At 68.8% G+C, this 17,801-nt stretch carries 15 protein-coding genes; 11 read left to right on the top strand and 4 right to left on the bottom strand.

Annotated elements, in window-relative coordinates:
* Nucleotide 1: 1 nt before the first annotated feature.
* Complete coding sequence (locus tag ACX80H_RS06515; RefSeq protein WP_459311906.1) at nt 2-1,591, top strand: dihydrolipoamide acetyltransferase family protein; 1,590 nt, start codon at nt 2-4, stop codon at nt 1,589-1,591.
* Nucleotides 1,592-1,634: 43 nt separating this feature from the next.
* Here the strand turns inward: ACX80H_RS06515 and ACX80H_RS06510 are convergent, their stop codons facing one another.
* Entirely contained in the window at nt 1,635-1,805 is a 171-nt protein-coding gene (locus ACX80H_RS06510; RefSeq protein ID WP_459311905.1) for a hypothetical protein, read from the bottom strand.
* A 237-nt stretch (nt 1,806-2,042) separates the two neighbouring features.
* Between ACX80H_RS06510 and uvrA the strand changes: the two genes are divergently transcribed.
* Entirely contained in the window at nt 2,043-4,595 is a 2,553-nt protein-coding gene (gene uvrA / locus ACX80H_RS06505) for an excinuclease ABC subunit UvrA (RefSeq protein ID WP_459311904.1), read from the top strand.
* A 25-nt stretch (nt 4,596-4,620) separates the two neighbouring features.
* On the opposite strand, the gene ACX80H_RS06500 is transcribed toward uvrA, so the two are convergent.
* Nucleotides 4,621-5,247 carry an ECF RNA polymerase sigma factor SigK gene (locus tag ACX80H_RS06500; protein ID WP_459311903.1) on the bottom strand — a complete coding sequence of 209 codons (627 nt, stop codon included), beginning with the start codon at nt 5,245-5,247 and terminating at the stop codon, nt 4,621-4,623.
* Between the two features lie 150 nt (nt 5,248-5,397).
* Complete coding sequence (locus ACX80H_RS06495) at nt 5,398-6,507, bottom strand: spore photoproduct lyase family protein (protein ID WP_459311902.1); 1,110 nt, start codon at nt 6,505-6,507, stop codon at nt 5,398-5,400.
* 267 nt (nt 6,508-6,774) lie between these two features.
* On the opposite strand from ACX80H_RS06495, the gene ACX80H_RS06490 reads away from it, so the two are divergent.
* Entirely contained in the window at nt 6,775-7,908 is a 1,134-nt protein-coding gene (locus ACX80H_RS06490; protein ID WP_459311900.1) for a flavin-containing monooxygenase, read from the top strand.
* A gap of 34 nt (nt 7,909-7,942) precedes the next feature.
* Here ACX80H_RS06490 and yczR read toward each other — a convergent pair whose 3' ends face one another.
* On the bottom strand, nt 7,943-9,352 hold the full coding sequence (gene yczR / locus ACX80H_RS06485) for a MocR-like transcription factor YczR (RefSeq protein WP_459311898.1): 1,410 nt from the start codon (nt 9,350-9,352) through the stop codon (nt 7,943-7,945).
* A 61-nt stretch (nt 9,353-9,413) separates the two neighbouring features.
* Between yczR and yczE the strand changes: the two genes are divergently transcribed.
* From yczE to ACX80H_RS06445, 8 genes are all read left to right on the top strand, one after another.
* Nucleotides 9,414-10,034, top strand: coding sequence for a membrane protein YczE (gene yczE, locus ACX80H_RS06480; protein ID WP_459311897.1), 621 nt, complete (start codon nt 9,414-9,416; stop codon nt 10,032-10,034).
* Between the two features lie 112 nt (nt 10,035-10,146).
* Entirely contained in the window at nt 10,147-11,010 is an 864-nt protein-coding gene (locus tag ACX80H_RS06475) for an MBL fold metallo-hydrolase (RefSeq protein WP_459311895.1), read from the top strand.
* Between the two features lie 354 nt (nt 11,011-11,364).
* Nucleotides 11,365-12,228: a glycosyltransferase family 2 protein gene (locus ACX80H_RS06470; RefSeq protein WP_459311893.1), complete on the top strand. Its 864-nt coding sequence runs from the start codon at nt 11,365-11,367 to the stop codon at nt 12,226-12,228.
* Between the two features lie 64 nt (nt 12,229-12,292).
* Nucleotides 12,293-13,381 carry a hypothetical protein gene (locus tag ACX80H_RS06465; protein ID WP_459311892.1) on the top strand — a complete coding sequence of 363 codons (1,089 nt, stop codon included), beginning with the start codon at nt 12,293-12,295 and terminating at the stop codon, nt 13,379-13,381.
* Nucleotides 13,382-13,391: 10 nt separating this feature from the next.
* Entirely contained in the window at nt 13,392-14,213 is an 822-nt protein-coding gene (locus tag ACX80H_RS06460) for a glycosyltransferase family 2 protein (RefSeq protein WP_459311891.1), read from the top strand.
* A complete protein-coding gene (locus ACX80H_RS06455; protein WP_459311889.1) occupies nt 14,203-15,486 on the top strand; it encodes a lipopolysaccharide biosynthesis protein in 1,284 nt (427 codons plus the stop codon). The genes ACX80H_RS06460 and ACX80H_RS06455 overlap by 11 nt, the downstream gene beginning before the upstream one ends.
* Nucleotides 15,483-17,264: a glycosyltransferase gene (locus tag ACX80H_RS06450; RefSeq protein WP_459311888.1), complete on the top strand. Its 1,782-nt coding sequence runs from the start codon at nt 15,483-15,485 to the stop codon at nt 17,262-17,264. The genes ACX80H_RS06455 and ACX80H_RS06450 overlap by 4 nt, the downstream gene beginning before the upstream one ends.
* Complete coding sequence (locus ACX80H_RS06445; RefSeq protein WP_459311886.1) at nt 17,261-17,596, top strand: hypothetical protein; 336 nt, start codon at nt 17,261-17,263, stop codon at nt 17,594-17,596. Before ACX80H_RS06450 ends, ACX80H_RS06445 begins: the two co-directional genes overlap by 4 nt.
* The last annotated feature ends 205 nt before the right edge of the window (nt 17,597-17,801 follow it).

Below are 17,801 nucleotides of genomic sequence, written 5' to 3'. Positions count from 1 at the left end.
CGTGAGCGTGCCTACCATCACCCCGAAGCTCCTGGTCTTCGCGCTTCCCGACCTCGGGGAGGGCCTGACCGAGGCGGAGCTCGTGTCCTGGCTCGTCGTCGAGGGCGATGCTGTCGCCGTCGACCAGCCGGTCGCCGAGGTGGAGACCGCGAAGTCCGTCGTCGAGGTTCCGTCGCCCTTCGCGGGTACCGTCGCTGTCCTGCACGGCAGGCCCGGGGAGGTACTGGCTGTCGGGGCACCGTTCCTGTCGGTGCGCCCCGAGGGTGTCGAATCCCCGGCTTCCGCTCCGACCCCGAGCGAAAAGATTACGCCGGAGTCCACGCCGGAGTCCACGCGGGAGTCCGTGCGGGAATCCGTCGAGCAGGCGGCGGCCGAGATGCGGGAGGACGCGGGGGTTCCCGCGCCCGCGGCCCGGGGGACGGACGACCCGCCTGTAGACGGTGCGGGTTCGGGAAATGTGCTGATCGGGTACGGGACCACCTGCGGCCTCACGGGAGGGCGGACGCGTCCGCGCAGGAAGGGTGGGCGTCCTGCCGCGTCCGCCCCTGCAACCGACCTGGCCACGATCACGGACCCCGGGATGGCTCCGACTGCACCGGCTCCCATGGCACCGGCTCCCACGGCATTCGCCCGCGGGCTCGCGTCTCTCTGTGTGTCCCCGCTGGTCCGAAAACTTGCCCGGGATCACGGACTGCGTCTGGATGCCGTTCCCGGGTCGGGGGAGGAGGGGCTCATCCTGCGCCGCGACGTGGAGCAGGCCCTCGCGCGATCGGAGGATCACTCCGGTGCGGTGCGGTCGGCCGAACCGGCCGGTGCCCGGCCGCCGTCGGGCGAGGTCTCCGTCCCTCCTGCGCAGGTGCGTTCGCTCGATTCACGCTCGGGGCTCGCCGTGCTCGAGCGGACACCGCTACGGGGTGTCCGCCGAACCATCGCTGACGCGGTGACCCGCAGCAGGCGCGAGATCCCGGAGGCCACGGTCTGGGTCGATGTCGACGTGACGGCCCTCGTCGAGCTGCGTGAGGGGATGAAGCGACGCACGCCCGACGCGGTCCCCGGCATCCTGGCCTTCGTGGCCCGTTTCGTGGTCGCGGGCCTCGCCCGGTACCCGGAGCTGAACAGCAGGGTCGAGACGGGCGACGACGGCACGCAGGAGGTGGTGCGGGTGGATGGCGTCAACCTCGGGATTGCCGCGCAAACGGACCGCGGACTTGTCGTGCCCAGCATCCGTCGGGCGGACACCCTGTCCGCCCGCGAGCTCGACGCGGAGATCCGCCGCCTTGCCGCCCGTGCGCGTGAGGGCGAAGTGTCGCCGTCGGACCTGTCCTCGGGCACCTTCACCCTCAACAACTACGGGGTGTTCGGCGTCGACGGCAGTGCGGCGATCATCAACTACCCGGAGGCGGCGATCCTCGGCCTGGGCCGCATCCTCGATCGTCCCTGGGTCGTGGACGGGCAGCTCGCGGTGCGCAAGGTGACCGAACTGACGCTCGCGTTCGACCACCGTGCCTGCGACGGCGGGACCGCGGGTGGGTTCCTGCGCTTCGTCGCGGACGCGATGGAGGACCCGGGGGCGATGCTCGCCGACCTGTAGCCGCGCCCCTCGAGGAGGGGATCGCGGCGACGGGTATCAGCGATCAGGCGTCGTCGGGGTCGCCGAGCAATCCCCGCTGTGCCAGGTCGGCCTCGTGTGCGGAGCCCTCGGGCAGCGGATCCGTGGCGTCCGGGACGTCGTCCGGCACGTAGTCCTTCAGGCCGAGAGCGACTTCCTCGCGCTCGGTAGCCAGGGCGAGAGCGTCGCCGTCCATGTGATCGTCGGCCTTCCCGTGTGTCTGGCGGGAGGGGCGCGACAGCGTCGTTGTCAGGGTTGAGGTCGTCCAGCGTGGGGAACTCTTCCTTGATATCAGCCATTCCACCACCCTAGGAGCGGGACATCGTCCGGCCGATGCGAATCCGCCGGTGCAGGGCTCCTTCCACTTCGATTCCGGGCGTCCTGTGATCCGCCATCCGGCGCCTGTGTTCCGGGGCGGCTGAAGGACCGTAGGGTGGGACTGGTGATCGAATCGTTGAACGACGCCCCTGCCCAGCTGTCGAGTGTCCGGGACGGGTTCGTCCGGGTACGCGGCGCGAGCGAGAACAACCTGCGCGGGATCGACGTCGACTGCCCGAGGGACGCCGTGGTCGCCTTCACCGGTGTGTCCGGCTCGGGGAAGTCCTCGCTGGCCTTCGGGACCATCTACGCGGAAGCCCAGCGGCGTTATCTCGAATCCGTCGCTCCCTATGCGCGCAGGCTGATCCAGCAGGGGCACACGCCGCATGTCGGGTCGATCACCGGGCTTCCTCCCGCTGTCGCCCTCCAGCAGCGCCGCGGCACGCCGAGCGTCCGCTCCACCGTCGGCACCCTGACGACGCTCTCGAACTCCCTCCGCATGCTGTACTCACGGGCGGGGACGTACCCGGCGGATGCACCTGGCAGGCTGGAGTCGGACGCGTTCTCGCCCAACACGGCCGCCGGGGCATGTCCCCGCTGCCACGGACTCGGGATCGCCCGTGACGTGACGGAGAAGACGCTCGTCCCCGACGATTCCCTGACGATCCGCGAAGGCGCCATCGCGGCCTGGCCCGGTGCCTGGCAGGGCAAGAACCTCCGTGATGTGGTCAGCGAACTCGGCCATGACATCGACGTCCCCTGGCGCGAACTTCCGGAGGAAGCACGGGCCTGGCTCCTGTTCACCGAGGAGCAGCCCGTCGTCGAGGTCACTCCCCAGCGGGACCGCGTGGCCAAGCCCTACAAGGGGCGGTTTTGGAGTGCGAAGAGCTACGTGCTGCACACGCTGCACGACTCCAAGAGCCAGCAGATGCGCGACCGCGTACTGCCCTTCATGGAATCAGGGCCCTGCAGCGCGTGCGGAGGCAGCGGATTGCGCCCGGAGGCGCTCGCCGTGACATTCGGCGGGCTCTCGATCGCGGACGCCAACGCGTTGCCGCTGGGGGAGCTGGCGGCCCGGCTCGAGCCCGCAGCGACGATCCAGCATCCGGCAGCCGCGCACCGGTCCTCCTCCTCGGGCGAGGGTACGGAGGTGTCCGTCACCATCAGCAGGGACCTCGTCCAGCGGCTGGGCGTCCTGGTCGACCTCGGCCTGGGATACCTGAGCCTCAACCGGGCCACACCCACGCTCTCGCCCGGTGAGATGCAGCGGCTGCGGATCGCCACGCAGCTCCGTTCGGGCCTGTTCGGCGTGGTCTACGTGCTCGACGAGCCGTCCGCAGGCTTGCATCCCGCCGACGTCGAGCCGCTCCTCGCCGTGCTGGAGGCCCTGAAGGACGCGGGGAACACCGTCTTCGTGGTCGAGCACAACATGGATGTCGTCCGACGGTCGGACTGGATCGTCGATGTCGGACCGCTCGCCGGCGAGGGAGGAGGCACCATCATCTACAGCGGGCCCGCCGACGGGCTCGCGCAGGTCCCCGACTCCCTGACGGCACCCTTCCTGTCCGGGACTGCGCCGTCCCGTGACGGGCAGGGCGAGGTGAGGACGCCGGCCGCGTGGTTGCGGCTCGAGGGGATCCACCGCCACAACCTCCGGGGGCTGGACGCGGAGATCCCGGTGGGGGTGCTGACAGCAGTGACCGGTGTCTCCGGCTCCGGAAAGTCCACCCTCGTGAGCAAGGTCCTGGCGGAGGCGGTCGGTGCCCATGTGCGGGATGACACGCCGGTCGACGGCGAACCGGCCGACGACATCGCGGACCGCGCCGCCACCGTCGTCGGACGCATCAGCGGGCTCGAGAACATCGACCGCCTGGTCAGCGTGGACCAGAAGCCGATCGGCCGGACCCCGCGCTCCAACCTCGCCACCTACACAGGGCTCTTCGACGCGGTGCGGAAAGCCTTTGCGGCCACGCCCGCCGCGAAGGCGGAGGGCTACGGCGCGGGCCGGTTCTCCTTCAATGTGCAGGGCGGCCGGTGCGAGACCTGCCAGGGCGAAGGCTTCGTGTCGGTCGAACTCCTCTTCCTGCCCGGAAGCTACGGGCCCTGCCCCACCTGCCACGGTTCCCGCTACAACGAGGAAACCCTGTCGGTGAGGTTCAACGGGCGCACCATCGCCGATGTCCTCGGGATGACGGTCGATGACGCGGCGGGCTTCCTCGGCGATATCCCGGGCGCGGCCCGTTCCCTCGCCACGCTCCGGGAGGTCGGTCTCGGCTACCTGCGGCTCGGCCAGCCGGCCACCGAGTTGTCCGGAGGGGAGGCCCAGCGCATCAAACTGGCGACCGAACTCCAGCGTGCCCGGCGCGGTTCCACCCTCTACCTGCTCGACGAACCGACCACGGGGTTGCACCCCGCGGATGTCGTCCTGCTCCTCGCCCAGCTACGGAAGCTGGTGGAGGCCGGCAACACGGTCGTCGTCGTGGAGCACACCATGGCCGTCGTCGCCGCGGCCGACTGGGTGGTCGACCTCGGTCCCGGCGGCGGCTCGGCCGGTGGCCGCATCGTCGCCACCGGGACTCCGCAGCAGGTTGCCGCGCTCGCCTCGGGGACGAGCGTCACCGCGCCCTACCTCGCGGACCACCTCGACGGGCGCCCTCCGGCAGCGTGACGTCCCACGTCCCCTCCGGAAGAGGTCAGCCGGATTCCTGCAGGCACGAGCTGAGGCGTTTGATGCCGTCGCGGATCCGGGTCTTCGCCGTCGGCAGGGGGATGCCCAGATGGTCGGCGACCTGGGTGTAGGTCATGCCCGCGTAGTACGCGAGATCGATGGCCTCCCGCTGCACGGCGGAGAGCATGCCCAGTCCCGCCCGGACTGCGTCGGTCTCAGTCCGTTGGACGACGGCGTCGGCGACCTGGTCGTAGTCGACGTCGCGGTTCCTGATGCCCCAGGTCAGATCCCTGACGCGGTGGGATTCCTCCGCGCGGACCCTGTCCACCGCGCGGCGGTGCGCGAGTGTCAGGATCCATGACATCCCCGAGCCCAGGGCGGGATCGAAACGGGCTGCTCCACCCTGCCAGAGGGCGAGGTACACGTCCTGCGTCGTCTCGGCGCTCATCTCCGCGTCCACCAGCACCCTGCGCACAAGCCCGTACACGCGGCGGGAGGTGCACTCATACAGTGCGGTGAACGCCGACGCATCACCGTCAGCGAGACGAAGCAGCAACGCATCAACGGACCCGGGACCACCGGTGTCGGCGCGGGCAGATGGATCGGACGGACTCGTACGAGGGGAAAGGATGGGCAGCGGAGCAGTGAGCATGTGACTGAGACCTTCTAGGAACCACGTCCAATCAGATGCCCACGACACTGTGCGCCACGGTCCGCCTGATTGCTAAGTTACCTAAGGACATCCAACCACAGGTCGCGGAGCGCCACCAGAGACCCGGCCACCGGGACGAGTGCCTGCGGATCAGGTCCAGTAGAGCAGCCGAGCAGCCGGTAGGCGCCGCTCGAGCTCCTCCGTGAACCACTCCCGCATCTCCGCCATGGTCTGCTTCGGGTACACGTACTTCACTCCGCCGAATTTCGAACGCTTCTGGCTCCGCAGATCCTCGTCCATCTCGAGCTTGGTCTTCGGGTACCACCCCAACAGCACCTCCTTGCTCGCGGGGGTGAAGCGGTGCGTGATGATCTCGGCCGTGAGATCGAGGTCGTCGATGCCGGCGACCGCGCCGGAGATGTCGTCCAGCAGTGCCCCGTACTGCTCCCGCCAGCCGGGGATGGGCATGACGGGGGCGATCGTCAGACCCACCCGGTAGCCGGCGGCCGCCACCGCGCGGAGAGCGGCGAGGCGCGCGGGCATTCGCGCAGTTCCGCCTTCGAACCGGTTCGCCACCTCTGCAGCATTGACCGAGAACCGGACGCGCGTCCGCCGCCCGTGGTCGAGGGTCACCAGCTCACCGACGTCGTCGAACTTCGTCGTGAACCGCATCTGCACGTCACTGCCGAACTCGCCCGAACCGATGCGGGAGATGGCGGCAGCAAGCGAACCGGTGACACTCTCGATGCCGAGTGGGTCGGTGTAGCAGGACATCTCGAAGGTCGTCCCCTCGTTCCCCCGCTCCAGGGTCCCGCGGGTAACCGAACCCCTGCCGGAGTGGGTGCGTACCCCGTCCAGCACATCGTCGATATTGGCGTACACGCGGGTCACGGGCGGCCCCTGCAGGGACCCGGCGAGGTAGCAGTACTGGCAGTGGGCGGGGCAGCCCTTGGCAAGATCGATCCGCCAGTCAGCACTCGGTGGGATCGGCTGCGGCTTCAGCGCGCTGGGAGGGGCTACGACGACCGCAAGCGTGTTCTTCGCCGACGCATATGTCTCGCGCTCGCTGGCGCCGCGGAGGCCTGTAAGCGCGTTTCCGGGCAGAAACCGGATGTCCTCGACTCCCGCACGCTCGCAACGCCTGATGATCTCTGCGGTATGCGGCAGATCCGCCGCAGCGCGCGTGATCATCACATGCCGGGGGACCCACAGACGCGGAGGAGAGATAGAGGTCAGATCCAGTTCCTGGAGTGTCGTCATCACCCTGTACAACAACCTGGACGGCGGATCTGTTCCGTCAGTTTCGGTCCCGAAGGGCCACCGATGCCGAGGACATCGGCCCGGTCGAGTGGTCGCAATCCGGTGAAGCAACCCGCGGCGACGCCCGCCCGTGAGCGGCTGGCAGGTCGGGGAGAGTCAGGTGGATGAGGCACCACGGGCCGGTTTTCCTTGACCCAGGGCTTACGCCCCCGGGCGTGCGGGTCTACTGTGGAGGCACCTCCGGCCAGCGAGGCAAGGAGACCCGGCATGGACGTATACCCGGCGATCATCATCGGCGCGGGGCCCGCCGGTCTCTCTGTGGCCGCGGCGCTCAAGAACCGTGGAATCACCGCCGTCGTCGTGGACAAGTCCGACGCCGTCGCCTCCTCCTGGCGACACCGTCCCGAAGGATTGCGGCTGAACAGCGGCCGCAGGATGTCCCGGTTCCCGGGAACTGCTTATCCCCGCCACACTCCTGTCTTTCCCACCCGGGATCAGGAGATTGCATACCTCGAGACATACGCTGCAGAGCACGTCGACGATCTCAGGACCGGAGTTGAAGTCCATCGCATCGACCGAGCCAGTGACGGCTGGATTCTCGATTCAACTGCCGGCCGCTTACGGGCCCGGCACGTCATCGTCGCCACTGGTCTCTACAGCTCTCCCCGGACGCCCCGATGGCCGGGACTAGAACTGGTCGCGGACCGCCTGATCCACGCCTACGACTACATCCGGCCCGAGCCGTTCATCGGGCAGGCCGTATTGGTCATCGGATCGGGCACCTCGGGTTTCGAAATCGCCGGTGAGCTCGAATCAGCAGGAGCCGCGTCGGTCAGCCTGTCCGTACGCACGCCGCCGAACATCATGCCGCGCATCTTCGGAGCACTGCCGGGCGTCAAACAAATGATGAAGCTCCCGCCCCGACTGGGGGACGCTCAGGTGCGGGTGATCCAAAAATTGACCATTGGTGACCTATCCGGTCATGGGCTGCCCACCCCCGCGGAGGGACCGTTCACCCAGCTGAAACGGACAGGGGCAAGCCCTGCCGGAGTCGACCCGGAGGTCCTGGCCGCCATCAGGGCCGGCCGGATTAACGTCGTCCCCGCGGTGGCGGGCTTCGATGTCGGAAGTGTGGTGCTGGTGGACGGCTCACGCCTGCACGTCGACCGGATCATCGCTGCGACGGGATACGCCCCTGACCTCGGAACGCTCCTCGGTCATCTCGAAGTCCTCGACGACCGCGGCGTTCCCGTGACCTCCGCATTCCAGGCCGCGCAACGCGGGCTCCATTTCATCGGATTCGAGAACGTGCCCGGCCAGCTCATCTTCTGCGCGGCCGCGGCCAGACACATCGCTAGGACCATCTCCGCCGACCTGCCAGCAGGACGACCAGTGAGGTGAATTCGAGAGAACTCATGCGACGACCGTAGGGGCGCTAAACCAGCGCCGGGGCGAAGTCGTCCCGGACCGGCACCCCCGGATCCAGTGAGTGCCAGGCGGAGGACAGGATGTCGACGGCCTGGCGTGTGTCCTCGAGCGGGTAGCTGAAGGGGACGCGGAGGAAGCGCTCGAAGACCCCGCCGATGCCGAAGCGCGGCCCCGCTCCCAGCAGCAGTCCCCGGTCCCGGGCCGCGAGGGCGAGCTGCGAACTGACGGGCGCACCGAGGTTGACCCACGTGCACAGACCGCCGGTCACGTGCGGAACCTCCCACTCCGGCAGCACCCCGCGCAGGAGCGACTCGAGGTTCCCGCGGCCCTCCGCGAGCTGGCCCGCACGGAATCTCAGCAGCTCGTCGTAGTTCCCGAGCATCTCGAGTGCTATCAGCTGCTCGAGGATCGGTGTCCCCAGATCCTGTGAGTACCGGGACTGGACGAGCCGGTGGATCAGCTCCTCGCCCGCGCGGATCCAGCCGATGCGCAGCCCGCCCCAGACCGTCTTGCCCATGGATCCGATCAGGACGGCCGGCCCGTAGGCGGCAAGGGGGAGTTCTGCACTGCCGTTGATGCGCAGTTCGGCCATCGTCTCGTCGGCGATGACGACCGTGTCCTGCCGTGCGGCCGCGTCCATCAGCCTCTGCCGCTGCTCGGCGGGCATGACGGCTCCGGTCGGGTTGTGGAAGTCGGGCATGACATATGCCAGGGCCGGCTGCGCACGCCGGAGAGCCTGGTCGAGTCCGTCGTCGTCCCAGCCGCGGTGCACATCCACCGCCACGGGAACGAGGCGCCGGCCGGCCGATCGGAGGGCCTCGTACGCGTGGGGGTAGCTGGGCGCCTCCACGAGCACTGTGTCGGTGCGCTTCAGCAGGGTTCGCGCGAGGAGCGCGATGGCGTGCTGTGCACCGAGGGTGACCATGATCTGGTGGGGACCGGTAGGGACGCCGCGCGCCGTGTACCGGTCCGCGAGGGCCTGCCGCAGGCGCGGAAGTCCGTGCGGATCGTAGCCGCTCGCATTCAGGTAGGCGGGAAGCTCCGCGACTGCCCTGGCTGCCGCCTCGCCGACCTGGGGCGCTGCGGGAAGAGTTGCCTTGCTGAGGTCGAGGACGACGCCGGTCCCGCCGTCGTCGTGCGCGGCACCGCGCCCGGGCATGGCGACGACGCTTCCCGAACCCCGTGTGCTCTCGATGTAGCCGGCAGACCTGAGCCGCGCGTAGGACGCTGCCACCAGGGTGCGGCTGACGGCGAGCTGTACGGCGAGCTCACGCTCCGCCGGCAGCCGCGTGCCGAGGGGGATCCGGCCGTCCAGGGTGAGCAGCCGGATGCGGTCCGCCAGGGCGACGTAGGCGGGGCCGGTGGAGCGCCAGGCACCGAGTTCCGTGACCAGGCGGCGGGCGGGTAGAACCATCATGGGGCCACGATGCCACGATTGGCATCTTGATGTAAGTCCAATCAACGGCTCTACTGGGGGAATGACGTTTCTCGGCGCCCGGCGCGGGCTGCAGCTCCTTCTCGGCCTCTTCCTCTACGGCTTCTCGCTCGCCATGATGATCCGGGCCACGCTCGGGGTGTCGCCGTGGGACGTCCTCAGCCAGGGCGGCTCCCTCAGGACCGGGATCCCGTTCGGTTTCATGACCAACATCATCGGCCTGGTCGTCCTGCTGCTCTGGATACCGCTCAGGCAGCGCCCGGGCATCGGGACCGTCCTGAACGCGCTGCTCGTGGGACCGAGCGCGGAGGTGGGCCTGGCGCTCCTGGCCGAGCCGGGCCCGCTGTGGGCGCGGATCCTGCTGTTCACGGGTGGCCTGGTGCTGCTGGCCACCGCGAGCGGGCTCTACATCGGCGCGCGGCTCGGCCCCGGGCCCCGCGACGGCCTCATGACCGGCCTCCACGACCGCTTCGGCCTGCCGATCTGGCTTGTACGGACGGCGATCGAGGGCACGGTCCTGCTGCTCGGCTGGCTGCTCGGAGGATCGGTGGGCCTCGGAACGGTGGCCTTCGCACTCCTCATCGGGCCGCTGGTCAATGTCGCGCTGCCGCTGTTCCGCATCCCCGAGCGTCCCCGGCCGGTGCCGGAGCCCGCGGTCGGCTGATTCCCGGCGCCTGCGGCACTCCTTCGGCGGAGCCAGGGGTAACCGGCGGAGCCGGAGGCAATCGGCGGACGCCGACCTAGACTGGTAGTCCTGCCGCCACCGAGAGGATCCCATGATCACCGTCGTCCCCGCCACCGAGAACCTCAGCCCCTGGCGCGAGGTGGGGCAGGGCATCTACGTGCTGCGCACCGCTGGTTTCCGGATGAATGTCGGGCTCGTCGTCGGGGCGGAGCGGGCGCTCGTCGTGGACACCGGCGCGGGCCCCCTCGGAGCCGCCGAGGTGTTCGCGCACGTGCGGGGCATCACGGAACTGCCGCTGATCGTCGTCAACACGCACGCCCATGCCGACCACTTCTTCGGCAACAGCTACTTCGCCTCGCGCGGCGTCGAGGAGTTCTGGGCGACGTCGCGCTGCGGTACGGTGCAGGCAGAGACCGGCGAGGAGCAGCGCACCCTGGTCGCCACCGTCGAACCCGCGATGGGAGCGGGCGACGGCGCCCAGACGGACGTCCTGCCTGCCAACCGCCTGGTCGAGGGGACACCCGTGGACCTCGACCTCGGCGGCGTATCCGTGACCCTGTTCCACCTCGGCCGGGGCCACACCGACCACGACCTCCTGGTCGGAGCGGGCAACGTCCTCTTCACGGGGGACCTCGTCGAGGAGGGCGCCGACCCGGCGTTCGAGGACTCGTTCCCCACCGACTGGGTGCGGACGCTCGGCAAGATGGTGGCGCTGGAGGACCTCTACGACGTCTTCGTGCCGGGCCACGGCGAGCCCGTGGCGGTGGCCGAGGTCATCACGCAGATGAACAAGATGCGTAGCGCCGTCCGCGTGACCCGCCTCGCGATGGATGAGGCGTCCCTGGACGTGACGAAGGCCATCCCCATCCTGCCGTACGGTCCCGAGCAGTCGCGGGTCCTGCTCATCCGCCTGCGCACGCTGGCACACTGGAAGTGGCTCACGCGCAAGCACTAGCACCGGGCCGGCAGGGACGGGTTACCGAGGCCCTGCCCCGGACCTCCTGGAACTCGGGCGCCGTTTTCCTCGATCAACCCGAAGGCACGAAGCGGGAGCACTGTGCCCTGCAGCGGAACGGCACCCCCTCTACCTAACGCGCTCGCGGGATAATCCCCCCTGTACCTAACGGGTCACTCGGCGATACTCCTGCACCCCTAGCCCTTGCGGTACAGGGGAATTCCCCAAGTAGGAAGCGCTATAAAAGCGAGTACCTGCTACTGGTGTTTAGCCGGCTTGGTCGACTATATGCTCGGGGGTCACTGGCCCCCCAACGGGGCCTTCCAGAGGCCGCAGTAACCTACACACCATGAAGTGGTGAGGCATTTGTCTATTTCCATCCAGCCCTCAATTTCGTTCTCCAAACCGGCGACAGTGCCGGTGAGAGCGTCGATAAGCGTCGTAATTCCAACTTTGAACGAGGCCCAAAACATCCCTTGGGTACTGCGGCGTATGCCTTTGTACGTGGACGAGGTCGTGCTTGTCGACGGTCGTTCCACGGACAATACCGTCGGGGTCGCGCGGGCACTGCGCAGCGATATCGTCGTGGTCAATGAACTGCGCAAGGGCAAGGGTGTCGCACTCCGGTCGGGATTTGCTGCGGCAACGGGTGACATCATCGTCATGCTGGACGCCGATGGAAGCATGGATCCCCAGGAGATCGGCTGGTTCGTCTCCCCACTCCAGCACGACTACGACTTCGTCAAGGGTTCCCGATACGTCACCGGAGGAGGGTCCGAGGACCTGACGTGGCTGCGGCGGACAGGAAACCGCGCGCTGACCGGGCTGGCCAACGCTGTTCTGCACAGCAACTACTCCGATCTCTGCTACGGCTACATCGCGTTCCGGCGGGAGTGCCTGGAAATTCTGCAACTGGAATCGGACGGATTCGAAATCGAGACGGAGCTGATCGTCAGGGCCGCGAGGGCGGGCCTCAGGATCGCCGAGGTCCCCAGCTTCGAACTGGACCGCATCTCCGGGGCGTCGAACCTCCAGACTTTCAGGGACGGCTGGCGGGTGCTGGGGACGATGGCCCATGAATGCCTTCTCTGGGAGGCACCCACTGCCGGCGCGCGCCCGGAGGCGCTGCGCCGCGTGAAGTACGCCTACGCCAACGTGACCTTCCCCCGAACGCCCACTGATCCGACAAGCGTTCTTCCCGTGACAAGCGTGGCCTGACCCGGCTGACACCGCCCACCAGCACGACGATCCGATCTACACCACATCCAGACAGGGGACGACCATGCGCACCTCGCAGACCGAGGCACTGTATTTCGACATCCACGGCCGCGTCACGATCCGCGTCGACGCACAAGCACCGGCAGCGATGCAGCTCAAGAGCATGTTGGCGTGCTTCGCCACCGACACGGAACGGCCGGCTGACATCGTCGTCGATGACCGGCCGGAACCGATGCCCGAGGCCGGCCTGCTCGAGCACGAGCTTGCCTACACGGAGAACAGCGTTCGTTTCCAGGACGATCGGGTCCAGATCGTGAGGGACGCAGACCAGTGGCGCATCCACGGGCCGGGCGAACTGCTGACCTCCGTGGTCCCTGTTCTCGACGCCGCCATGGTCAGTCGGGGAGCGGGAATGATCCACGCGGCGACGATGGCATACCGGGGTCACGCGATCGCGCTTCCCGCCGCCGGAGGGACCGGCAAGACGAGCACCGCCGCCAAGCTGATGCGGCGCGAGGGATGGTCGTTCATCGGCGACGACTGGGCCTTCCTCTCCGAGGACGCCAGGCTGCTTGGCTACGCGAAGCCGATGTTCATCAAGCCCCACCACCGGACCATCTACCCGCATCTGTTCGAAGGTGTCCGGAAGCCCCTCGTCCCATCACGGCTCTCCCAGAGCGTCGGCCGTCTCACCACCGTGGTGCATCCGTACGTCATTCGTTATCCGCGCCTCGCGGACTTCTCCCGGCGCTGGTCACCCGAGCACCGCATGGTCGCACCGGCGACCGCGTTCCCGGGGCAGGACGTGACGACCTCGGCCCCGCTCGCCGCCGTCGTCTACATCGAGCGCTACGAGGGCACCCGCTCCCGGATCATCGAGCGGTCGAAGGAGTGGATGGTCGACCGTATGATCGGCAACTTCCACATCGAGATGGCAGGCTTCTCGCAGCAGGTTGTCACCGGTCTGGCGGCTACGTCGGTCGTCCCATGGCGCGAGCACTTCGCGGCGAAGGGGGACGTGCTGAGCAAGGCGCTCGACGGACGACCCTGCCACCTGCTGCAGGTGCCCTCCGCGTACACTGCCGACGAGGCGTCGGACGATATCGTCCGGTACCTTGAGGAGCTGCTGCCGTCGGTCCTCGAGCAGGTCTGAGGTGGGCACCGTGGGTCACAGCCCTGCCGAGGTCACTGCGGTCGTTCCGGCCCGCAACGCTGAGCAACTGCTTCCGCGCTGTCTGGAGGCCCTGCGCGCGTCCGGTGTCGCCGAGATCATCCTGGTGGACGGACTGTCCACGGACCGCACCGTCGAACTCGCCCGCGCGGCCGGCGCCCGGGTCCTGAGCGACGAGGGCCGCGGTCTGCCGTGGGCACGGACGCTCGGCGTGCAGAGCAGCACCACCCGGTGGGTCCTGCTCTGCGACGCCGACGTCGTCTTCGGGTCCACGGGGGTCACCGACCTGCTCACGGAGCTGGTTGAGGGCAATTACGACGCCCTCCAGGCCGGTCTGGAGAGTGTCGCTGGACCGGGCTACTGGGGACAGGCGCTGGCGCATCACCACCGCACCGGCCGCAGCCGGAATTGGTTCGGGCTGGTGGCGACGCTCGTCGACCGGGACCTGATGCTGGGCATGGGTTTCGACGACTCCTTCAAGTCGGGGGAGGACATCGAGCTGCGGTGGCGGATGCGGGAGTCCGGGCTGCGAACGGCGGTGTCGGAGCGGGTCATGGTCGAACATCGCTTCGCCGCGGACGACTTCGACTTCGCGCTCGACCAGTTCCTCATGGACGGAACGGGACTGGGCCGGATGATCCGGAAGCACGGCTGGCGCGGGGCGAGGTTGGCGCTACTGCCGGCCGCCGCAGCAGTTCGGGGTAGCGCCTTGAGCCTGGTCGCAGGTCAGCCCCGGTGGCTGCGCTACTACGTCGCTTTCTGCTGGTACAACTACGCGGGCCTGGCGAGGGGAGTCTCGCGCCGTGAGGACTAGGCGCGGGCCCGCTGTAGCGGATGCGGCGATCGTCCGCCATTCCGCCCTGCGCAGCTCGCTCGGCCTCATCGTGGGCAAGGTCGCCCAGACAGGCTCGGGTTTCGCCTTCTGGGTCGTGGCGGCCAATGCCACGGCGGATCGTGAGATCGGTCTTACCGCGGCCGCGGTGTCGGCGGTGATGATCTGCACGCAGCTGGCCGTGCTGGGCGCCGGGTCCGCCGTGATCGTCGCGGTAGGCCGAGGTGAGCCGCCCGGGCGGGTGCTGGACGCGGCGTTCGCCATCGTTGGGCTGGCCGGCACAGCGTTGGCCCTTGGGTACCTCGTGCTGCAGTCCGCCCTTGCACCGGACACGTCCTCGGAATCGGTGCTCTTCTGGCTCACGTTCCTCGTGGCTGCCGTCGCCGGTACCGTCGCCATCGTCCTGGACCAGGCGCTCGTGGCGTTGGGTCGAGGTGCTACCGCTACCCCGAGGTACATCCTGGCCGGCGGGGTCTCACTTGCGGCCGCGGCGCTCGTCGCGTGGCAGGCGCAGGGTGCGTCCGCCGACGTGCTGATGGCCTGCTGGGGGCTTGGATCGATCACGGCGTGCGCCGTCGGTGCGGTCCAACTGCGACGCCTGGTCGGTTACCGGCCGCGACCGTCCTTGGGCGCCGCGAGCGGCCTCCCACTGCTGTCGCTGGGCATCCCGAACCAACTCCTCACCCTCACCGAGCGCCTCCCCGGGCTGGTGCTGCCGCTGCTGCTCGCGCACATGGTGGCGCCGGAGGCCGCGGCCTACTGGTATCCCGCATGGATGATGGCCTGGGCTGCATACACCGCCCCGATGCTGATGGGCATCGTCCAGTTCTCGGAGGGGGTCCGCGAACCGGCCCGTCTGGTGTCGACCACTTGGGCGAGTCTCCGGTGGTCGCTCGCGGTAGGAGGCCTGGCTGCTGCCGTCCTCATCCTCTTCGCCCACCCGCTGCTCACCCTGCTGGGGGAGCGGTACGCCGATTCGTCCGCCGGCGCCCTGCGATGGTTGGCGACCGGAGTGGTGGCATACGCGGTGCTGCAGGCCTACAACGCCGTGTGCCGGGCCCGCGGTCGTTACGCGGAGGCGATCGCGGTCGGCCTCGCGCTCGGCATCGCCCTCTGCGCCGCAGCGCTCTTGGCCGCCGACAGGGGCGCCACGGCGATGGCCTTGGCGTGGCTCGTGGTGCTCTCCATCGGGTCCGTGGCGATCGGCCTCCGGCTGGTCGCCGTCCTCCGCCGCCTGACGAAGGACGCACAATGACGACCAGCACGCTGGATGTAACCAGCCACCGCACCGCCGGACGCCGGAAGCCGCGCGATGTGCTATGTATAGTGGCCGGCGTCGTGGCGCTGGCACTCGCTGCGGGGGCCGCCTCCACGGTGGCTGTGCCCGTGGACAGCGACCTGGGGCTCGTCGCCGTGCTGCCCTACCCGTTCTGGGTGGGGGTCCTGCTGCTGAACGTTGCCTTCGTCGTGGCGTTGCGGGGGGATGCCGCCGGCCCGGCGCGCCGCCCGGTCATGATCTGGCTCGTCGTGGTGCTCGTGGTCATGCTCTTCGGGACCGCGGCCTTCGTGACGGACGTACCGCGGGGTGAGGTCGCGTTCCGCCACCTCGGCATCGCCGACGCCCTCTCGCGCACCAAGGGGATCGACCCGTCCATCGACGCGTACTTCAACTGGCCGGGTTTCTTCGCCCTCCTGGCGACGGTGCTCGGGGCGACCGGACTCGACCCGATGACCCTCGCTCTGTGGGCACCGGTGCTCAACATGGGTTTGTGGCTCGCTGCCATGGGTGTGCTGACCGGCTACCTGACGCGCGATGCGCGACGGCGCTGGCTTGCGCTCTGGCTCTTCTGCCTCGGCAACTGGCAGGACCAGGACTACCTGTCCCCCCAGGCGTTCGGTTTCTTCCTGCATCTCGTCGTGATCGCGCTGGTCGTCGGCCCGTTGGCGGCACGGGTGCCCAGGATCCACGGCCTCGGCCGCGTGGAGCTCGCGTCGTGGTGGCGAGGGCGATCGGCCGCCGAGACCCGGCCGAGGTTCCGGACGGGCGCCCTCGCGGTGACCCTCCTGCTCGTCGTCATCATCTGCGCGAGCCATCAACTGACACCGTTCATGTTGCTCATTGCCATCACCGCCCTCACCCTGAGTGGACGTATCTGGCCGAGTCGGCTGCTTCTGATCACGGCAGTCGTGCTGGCGCTCTGGCTTCTCTACCCCGCGAGTGCCTACCTCGTCGGGCACCCGCCGCTGGCGGACGCAGGACTGCAGACCGCGACCGAAGCGAACGTCGTCGACCGCGTGGCCGGCTCGGCCGGGCATGTGCTCGTGGTGCAGATCCGGGTGGTTCTCACCCTCGTGCTGTGGGTGCTCGCCGCAGTGGGTGCGCTACGGGACTGGCGCCGAAGGCGTCTCGATATCCGCGTGGTACTCCTCGCCGTCACCCCCCTGATGCTCTTCCCCGCGCAGGCGTACGGCGGGGAGATGCTCATCCGCGTCTCGCTGTTCGCACTGCCCTTCGTCGCACTGCAGGCGTGTTCGGTCCTGCTTCCCGACAGCGGCACACGTCCTTCCTCCCGCGCCGCGGCGGCCCTTGTTCTCATCTGCTTCCTGCTGGCCGTGCTGACAGTGACCGGCCGGTTCGGGAACGCCCGGTATGACGTCTTCACCGACGATGAGATGAGCGCCATCGCTGCCGTGCAGGGCATCGCGCAGCCGGGTTCGGCGATCGTCTCGGCTGCAAATCCGACGCCGTGGCGCAGCGAGGGCTACCTCGACAACCGGTACCGGACGATCAATGACCTGTGCCTGAAAGACCTGGCGGCGGTGACCTGCGGCCCGGCTGTCTACGACTACATCCGGCACAATCCTGCCGGCGGCGTCGTGCTGCTCACGCGCTCCGCGGAGGCGAGCCTCGTGCTTCAGGGCAACACCACTGCGGGCGAGTTCGCCGAGCTGGAGGAGTGGTTGAGCGTGCAGGATGGCGTGGAGCTCGCGTTCAGCAACGCCGATGCGCGCGCCTACACGGTGGCGCGATGAGCGGCGTCAGCCGGGGCACCCTGGCGCTCGGTCTCTTGGCCGTCGCGCTGTCGCTGGCGACGCTCGTCGGGCTGCCGGCACCGCTGCAGGCGGTCTCCGCGATAGCCGTCCTCATCCTGCTCCCAGGACAGGCACTGGTACGACTCATACACGTGAAGGACGTGGCGCTCGGCGCGCTGCTCGTCCTGGCACTCGGCCTCGCCTCGCTCACGGCGGTGTCGACAGCGATGTTCTACCTCGCGCTCTGGACGTGGCAGGCGTGTGTCGTCACGATGGGCGTCATCACCATCCTCGCGTGCGTGGCGCGCGCACGGCAGGAGGCGGCAGCATGATCATCGACGTGGCGGGACTGCTTGCGACTGCGATTCTGCTCTTCACCCTCGTCACGCTCGAATTCCGGCGCGTCGGAACGGACAGCGGCCTACCTTCCGCAGCTGCCCGACATGCTGCTCGGCACGCTGCTCGTCCTGGTGTTCTGCCTCGCTTCGCTCCCGGCGATGTTCTACCCCGCTTTGCGGCCGTGGCAGGTGTGCGTCG

It is taken from the genome of Arthrobacter pasteuri, assembly GCF_054510955.1.
The sequence above is the reverse complement of the archived record's forward strand: the minus strand, read 5'-3'. Positions and strand labels throughout refer to the sequence as shown.

Bases quoted from the DNA above. Each gene is read 5' to 3' on its own strand.
- ACX80H_RS06445 (WP_459311886.1), top strand. From the start codon at position 17,261: ATGAGCGGCGTCAGCCGGGGCACCCTGGCGCTCGGTCTCTTGGCCGTC.
- ACX80H_RS06495 (WP_459311902.1), bottom strand. From the start codon at position 6,507: ATGACGACACTCCAGGAACTGGATCTGACCTCTATCTCTCCTCCGCGT.
- yczE (WP_459311897.1), top strand. From the start codon at position 9,414: ATGACGTTTCTCGGCGCCCGGCGCGGGCTGCAGCTCCTTCTCGGCCTC.
- ACX80H_RS06450 (WP_459311888.1), top strand. From the start codon at position 15,483: ATGACGACCAGCACGCTGGATGTAACCAGCCACCGCACCGCCGGACGC.
- yczR (WP_459311898.1), bottom strand. From the start codon at position 9,352: ATGATGGTTCTACCCGCCCGCCGCCTGGTCACGGAACTCGGTGCCTGG.
- ACX80H_RS06475 (WP_459311895.1), top strand. From the start codon at position 10,147: ATGATCACCGTCGTCCCCGCCACCGAGAACCTCAGCCCCTGGCGCGAG.
- ACX80H_RS06490 (WP_459311900.1), top strand. From the start codon at position 6,775: ATGGACGTATACCCGGCGATCATCATCGGCGCGGGGCCCGCCGGTCTC.
- ACX80H_RS06500 (WP_459311903.1), bottom strand. From the start codon at position 5,247: ATGCTCACTGCTCCGCTGCCCATCCTTTCCCCTCGTACGAGTCCGTCC.
- ACX80H_RS06465 (WP_459311892.1), top strand. From the start codon at position 12,293: ATGCGCACCTCGCAGACCGAGGCACTGTATTTCGACATCCACGGCCGC.
- ACX80H_RS06510 (WP_459311905.1), bottom strand. From the start codon at position 1,805: ATGGACGGCGACGCTCTCGCCCTGGCTACCGAGCGCGAGGAAGTCGCT.